This is a genomic window from Frateuria sp. Soil773, assembly GCF_001428405.1.
Classification (GTDB): Bacteria; Pseudomonadota; Gammaproteobacteria; order Xanthomonadales; family Rhodanobacteraceae; genus LMSL01.
The window spans coordinates 1-4,665 of record NZ_LMSL01000030.1; the positions used below are offsets into that span (position 1 = coordinate 1).

General features: G+C 61.5%; 5 protein-coding genes. All 5 read right to left on the reverse strand.

Annotation, left to right across the window (positions count from 1 at the left end):
* Positions 1-147: type VI secretion system Vgr family protein (locus ASG87_RS21195; protein ID WP_200949052.1), on the reverse strand; the 147-nt coding region annotated here is incomplete at its 3' end.
* Entirely contained in the window at positions 119-2,089 is a 1,971-nt protein-coding gene (locus tag ASG87_RS09715) for a DUF2235 domain-containing protein (RefSeq protein WP_082582875.1), read from the reverse strand. The genes ASG87_RS21195 and ASG87_RS09715, both read right to left, overlap by 29 nt.
* The gene (locus ASG87_RS09720; protein WP_056004426.1) at positions 2,086-2,685 is read right to left on the reverse strand and encodes a DUF3304 domain-containing protein; all 600 of its coding nucleotides are present in this window, start codon (positions 2,683-2,685) and stop codon (positions 2,086-2,088) included. The genes ASG87_RS09715 and ASG87_RS09720 overlap by 4 nt, the downstream gene beginning before the upstream one ends.
* Positions 2,682-3,203, reverse strand: a complete 522-nt coding sequence (locus ASG87_RS19340; protein ID WP_200949054.1) for a DUF3304 domain-containing protein — start codon at positions 3,201-3,203, stop codon at positions 2,682-2,684. The genes ASG87_RS09720 and ASG87_RS19340 overlap by 4 nt, the downstream gene beginning before the upstream one ends.
* Before the next feature lie 454 nt (positions 3,204-3,657).
* Complete coding sequence (locus ASG87_RS19345) at positions 3,658-4,494, reverse strand: DUF4123 domain-containing protein (RefSeq protein ID WP_162258345.1); 837 nt, start codon at positions 4,492-4,494, stop codon at positions 3,658-3,660.
* Between the last annotated feature and the right edge of the window lie 171 nt (positions 4,495-4,665).

Consider the following 4,665-nt stretch of genomic DNA (forward strand, 5'->3'; position numbering starts at 1 on the left):
CTCGAAGCCCTGCCCGCGGAAGCTGCCGCGGTAGTTGTCGGCCTGGTGGATCAGGTGGCCCAGATTGAGCTGGCTCGTCGCCCGAGGCTGGCTTGCCGTTTTCAGCAGGGCACTTCGGTCAATGCAGGCTCGAGAAATCGATGCCATGCATGTTGATGTAGTTCTGCATCTGTTGCTGATACAGCTCTTGTTCGGAAGGAGGCGGGGGTGGAGGCAATTGAAGGGCGGAAACCTGGGGGCTGTCGTTTCCGATGTAGTAGCGGCGGTAGCGAAGGTAGCCCTCCGGCTCCCACGAACCCGGGATCCAGTCCTGGCAACTCGTGAATGCGAATTTGGTATCGAATGGACGGAAGCCCGCATACGAATCATGCGCGTAGTTGGCGAACAATACCGCCTGTGGCGTCAACTGCTCCGGGTTTTCCGGCGTTCCTAGAATGGCCTGCGCCTGCAGGATGGAAAGTAGCGTGCGCGCTTCCGGAGCGAGTTTGCGCACTTTGCCAGCCTGATCGCCTATCACCTCGCGCACGAGCGGGAACTGGTGCAGTACGGTGTAGGCTGCCGATTTCCACGCCGTGTCGGTGGCGTGGATGGCGGCAATATCCGCCAGCAACGTGCCGTTGGCCCCGATGAGGTCCGAACGATCGGTGGTGCCGGCCCGCTGAAACCACGACAACTTGTCGTAGACCGTGCGCACCTGGTAGCGCCAGGCCAGATAGGGCAGCAGCCATTCGGCCTGGGTACCACTGACCGGCATGACTTGCATGAAGTCGGTAAAGGCCTTGCGCAAGCCTGGGTCGACGGCGAACGGGTCGTAGGTCTGGTTGCCGTGACGCTCAGTCGCCAGCGCCTTGTATACCGGCACCTTGGCCGCCTGTGCGGCCTGATACATCATCTCCAAGGGCATCTGCGACAGCTTTTCGCTGTCGTCGCCCCGCAACCCTCGCCCCTGCTGGGTAGGCTCGTAGCCGCCGCCAACATCCGAATGCATGCCCGGCAGCATGAACTGCCTGCAATTGGCGGGCAGCGAGCCATCGGGCAAGCGTACCTTGTCCGAGGGAAACGAAGCGCGATTCTCGTGCATCGCCACATAGTGCACGCAGTTCTTCACGGCAGCCGGCACGCGCAGGTAGTACGTGCGCCCCCAGGCGTAGTGACCATTGGTAAGATCGAAAGGTGCCGCACGGCTTGGCGGCCCTACCGAAGCCACCGTGTCGAAAATGCCCAGGAAGCGAATCTTGGCCGGCACGCCGCACAACAAATCGCCCTGCATGAAGTCGCCGAGCCAGTTGCAGAACACGCGCGCCTGCGCCGCGCCACGCGAGAAACCGAACACGTCGATGAATATCTCCACGATCTTCGGTTTCCCGGTCGCCTTGATCAGGTCGGCGATCCGAGCCGCCTCGCGACGCAGGAACGCCTGCGCCTGCGGGCGGTTGCCGTGGTTGTCGCACAGCAGTCCGCCAAGCCCTTCCATGCCGATCGGCTTGAGCGCATTGAAATCCTCGGGCTTGGCCAGCGGTGTCAACGTCTTGTAGGGCAGCGAGGTCGGCGTGGGGATGGGGGCCAGCCCATAACCAGTCGGCGCCAGGGTGTCGATGGTCCAATGCTCTACGCGCGGGCCGTTGCGGCACAGAGCCATCGCGGTCGTAGGTTCAATCGCTGGCGTATTGTCGGCAATCGCGCGATGAATCGAATTGAGCACATGTAGCAGGCCGAAATTGATGCGGCCGTCGCCGCCCTGACCGAAGCCCATGCCGCCCCCGGCAGCCGGCACTTCGCCGATCCAGTGGCAAGGTGTGCCGACGCCATGGATATACATGGGGTAGTAGCCGTTTGACGGATCATCCTTATATGCACGAAATAAGCGTGCTACATTGCTGTCCTTGCGACACTCGCGCTGGGTGCGGTCGCCCAATCCGATCGAACAACTGTCGGCCTCGTTCCATTCCTGGTTATTGCCGGTGCCATCGAAGAACACACCGATCTGCAGGGTGACTTCGCACTGCTCGGTGCGTGGGATCACGGTCGGCAACACCGGTCTGATTCCCGGCGTGGGGCCAGCAGGGTGAACGGCAATACTCTGGCTCATGGCTGGCGCTCCTTCGCCCTGACTTTGTCATCGTGCTGCTTACACGTCGTTTCGATCGGGTAGGCGTACCAAGGCTCCTTCGGGGGAATGGCATCGTGAGGCCCAGGATATGCCGGGTTCCCTGGTCCCACGATCGACGAAATGACCCGCACTGAACCGTTCGCAAGGAAATGCACCCAGACCTGCCCCGGTTTGGCATAAGGCTCCACGGTCACCGTGCGCTCGAAGTCCTCGCCATGGCAGTCGCGCCAGTTGGTGACGTTCCAGCGCACCACCGCCTTCAACCCAGGCCTCCACTTAAGGGGAATCACCATACAGCAAACAGTGCGTCCTCCCTTACCGGCCTGCGCGCCATCCACGCCGTTGACGGAAAAGTCCTGGACGCTGAGGTAATCAGCCAGATGATCGATCCCGGTCAGTCCCACGCCAATCGTGGCATCCGGCGCAGGCTGAGCGTGTTCCGACGGGTCGTAGGGTCTGCCGCAGGCGGACAGCAGTAGCGCCATACCGACAACCACCAACCAGACCACGCTTCGCAGCGCACCTTTGATCCCCAGCGTGGGGCCGGCGCGGTGAACAGCAATGCTTTGACTCATGGCAGTGACTCCTTCACTTCCGGCGCATCGACATGCGGAAACTTGTCGCAATGCGGCGACCAGCCAATGGTCTTCCAGGGCTCCTTGTCGGGGATGACATCGGGCGGTCCGGGATAGGTAGGGCTACGTGGCCCTTCATCCGAAGAAATGACCCGCACCGAACCGTTCGCGAGGAAATGCACCCAGACCTGGCCTGGCTTGGCATAACGTTCCACGGGGACGCGCCGCTCGCGGCTTTCCCATTTGCAGTCGCGCCAGTTGGTGACGTTCCAGCGCACCACCGCCTTCAACCCAGGCCTCCATTTAAGGGGAATCACCACACAGCAAACAGTGCTTCCTCCCTTACCGGCCTGCGCCCCGTTGACGCCATCGACCCAGAAATTCTGGATGCTGACGTGATCCGCCAGATGATCGATGCCGGTCAGTCCCACGCCAATCGTGGCATCCGGCGCAGGCTGAGCGTGCTCCGACGGATCGTAGGGTCTGCCGCAGGCGGACAGCAGCAACGCCATCACCATGGCAGCTATCATCGGCACGGTCCCGGTTCGTTTCCTCACTGCGCTTCTCTGGTTTTCACTTCGTTTGAAATCCACGCGGCTCTAACTCCGGAGAGACCCATGGCCCGGTTCGGCGGTCGCCTGGGGGCATGCAACTAGCACATGACCAATCCGAGCAGAATAAAGGGCAGCGGGGACGTCAAGCCAGGTTGATCCGTGCCATCAGGCGTGCCTTCTGATCCAGCCCAATCCCGGCAGACGACAAAAGCGCCCTCCATCCCGGCCCCAGAGTCGCTGCCAATGCGACCGCACCGACAACAGGAGCGGCCAAGACTCCGTAGCCGCCCCTCCAGGCATTCCCAGATGATTCCAGCAAAATAAAGAATCGCCACGGCAGCCGGCTGATAGATGCAGTTCACAGAGAACAGGGCGATCACGGAAGTCCAGGGCGTGGGTCTGCCAAACGCAATGTCATTCATTTCACGCTCCTTGTCTCCGGCGCTGCCGCAGCCACATCTCCGGCATGCCAATCGAGAACGGCACTGGGATCATGATCGGCGACCGCACGTTCTACGATGGCGGTGAACGACGAGCCATGAAGCACCTGTTGGCCTTGCCCAATCACAATGGCGGCCACGGCTAGTTCGATGGCGGCGTCGACCACTCCCTGGGCGCGAAGCCAAGCCTGGGCGTGCCGTGCTCGTTCACGCTGCAGTGGCATCGGAACTCTTGCGATGTAATCGGGAAACCACTCGTGCGTCGAGGCCAGCAGTTCATCGGCACGCGTCGCATCCAGCACTTGCTTGAATTGCTGCGGGTCCAGTCGCAATGGCAATGACGCCAACGATGCACCCTTGTGGGGCGGAGCAGTCAGCACAGATGGTTGTTCGCCCTGTGCATGCCATTGCCAGATCTGCACGGGACCGAGCAATGCAACCTGCTGCACAGCGGTCAGCACCTGCCAAACCCGGCTCAGCGCGCGCGTGTCGGCATAACGAAAAAAATAGCGCTGCCTACCTTCTTGTCTCGTATGAACATGGCGGAGTACGTGTAGATGCCGCTCCACGTCGAATTTGACGCCGATGTCGCCGGGCACGGTGAGCACACTGACTGCGTGGGAAACAGTTTCATCCGCTTGCAAGTGCTTGAGCCACTCCAAAGCCTCCCCCTGTAGTGGTATCAGCCAGGGGCCAATGGCTGCCGCCTCCCTTCCAAGATCGGCATAAAGAGCTTTTGCGTGTCCCTGGACCGTGACCGAAGCCAGGATAGGGTTGCCGGAGAGCACGGCACCGTCCAGCAGCATGTACAGCATTCCGCTTTCTTTCATACCGGCACCAGCGACCCGCCCGCCTTGGCTGCCTTGAGAAAGCACTCCAGGCAAAAATTACTGTCTGGAAAGGCGGGAGGGCGCAGATCAAGGTGCGCAGGCCCGACGAAGGACTTCCTGCCGGCATGGACGGTGAGCTGGCCGGGGCAGGCGAAG

What these genes read in the sequence shown, in the direction of transcription:
- ASG87_RS09715 (WP_082582875.1), bottom strand. Translation starts at nt 2,089, where the DNA reads ATGAGCCAGAGTATTGCCGTTCACCCTGCTGGCCCCACGCCGGGAATC.
- ASG87_RS09720 (WP_056004426.1), bottom strand. Translation starts at nt 2,685, where the DNA reads ATGAGTCAAAGCATTGCTGTTCACCGCGCCGGCCCCACGCTGGGGATC.
- ASG87_RS19340 (WP_200949054.1), bottom strand. Translation starts at nt 3,203, where the DNA reads ATGGTGATGGCGTTGCTGCTGTCCGCCTGCGGCAGACCCTACGATCCG.
- ASG87_RS19345 (WP_162258345.1), bottom strand. Translation starts at nt 4,494, where the DNA reads ATGCTGTACATGCTGCTGGACGGTGCCGTGCTCTCCGGCAACCCTATC.